The sequence below is a fragment of the Nonomuraea sp. NPDC049400 genome (genome assembly GCF_044466425.1).
Lineage (GTDB): Bacteria > Actinomycetota > Actinomycetes > Streptosporangiales > Streptosporangiaceae > Nonomuraea.
In genome coordinates, this window is record NZ_JBITMP010000164.1 from 1 (window position 1) to 1188 (window position 1188).

Consider the following 1188-nt stretch of genomic DNA (forward strand, 5'->3'; position numbering starts at 1 on the left):
CCCACAGTGAGACTTGAAGGGCAGGAGTTGCCCGGAGTCTGACTCGAGTGCCCACTGGCGTTGTTGCTTGGAACGGGATTTGTCGATTCCGGGCGGCTCTTGCAGCGCATGTGCTCGGTGGGGCGGTGTGACCTGATAGGTGCTTGCCTGGTGGCTCATCACTGTGTTGTCCGTCCGTTCTGCTGGTGTGCGTGCCGGCAGGGCGGGCGAGACAGAGGTGGTATGGCATGGCGGGCAAGAAGGGCAAGGCGCGCGTGATCGGTGGGGTGGACACCCATGGCCGGACGCATCACGCTGCGGTGATCTTGATGAATGGGCGGCGGCTGGCCGATGCCGAGTTCCCGGCCACCAGCGAGGGGTATGCGCAGTTGCTGGCGTGGCTGCGCGGGTTTGGCCGGCTGGCGTCGGTGGGTGTGGAGGGCACCGGCAGCTATGGTGCGGGCCTGGCCCGTTACCTGCGCGCCGAGCAGGTCAAGGTGGTGGAGGTGGACCGGCCGGATCGGCGGGCGCGGCGCAAGGAGGGCAAGTCCGATCCGCTGGATGCCTACGCCGCGGCGGAGGCGGTGCTGGCGGGACGGGCCGCTTCCGTGCCCAAGGCCAGGGACGGGCGGGTGGAGGCCATCCGTGCCCTGCATGCCGCCCGGGCCGGCGCGGTCAAGGCACGCACCGCCACGCTGAACCAGCTCAAAGCCATGCTGGTGACCGCCCCGGCCGAGTTGCGCGAGCAGCTGAGCCGGCCGGGCCGCGCGGCGGGCAGCATCGTGGCCGCCTGCCTGCGGCTGCGCCCGGGTGACGGAACCGATGCGGTCCTGGCCTCGACCAAGACCGCGCTGCGCAGCCTGGCCCGCCGTCACCGGCACTTGAGCGATGAGATCACCGAGTTGGACGCCCAGCTCGCCCCGCTGGTGACCGCGGTGGCCCCCGAGCTGATCGCCCAGCGTGGCATCGGCATCGAGACCGCCGCGCAGCTGCTCATCACCGCCGGAGACAACCCCGACCGGCTGCACCACGAGGCGGCCTTCGCCCACTTATGTGGTGTCGCCCCGATCCCGGCCTCCAGCGGCCAGACCCGCCGTTACCGGCTCAACCGGGGCGGCGACCGCGACGCCAACCGCGCCCTGCACATGATCGCCGTCAGCCGCCTGGCCCACGACGAACGCACCCGCGCCTACGCCGCCCGCCGGACCA

Annotated in this window: 1 protein-coding gene; it reads left to right on the top strand. The window is 71.3% G+C overall.

Features of this window, described 5'->3' with window-relative positions; translation table 11 throughout:
- Nucleotides 1-227 precede the first annotated feature (227 nt).
- Nucleotides 228-1188 (top strand): IS110 family transposase (locus tag ACIBVN_RS60905; protein WP_397152057.1); only part of this gene is annotated, 961 nt, incomplete at its 3' end.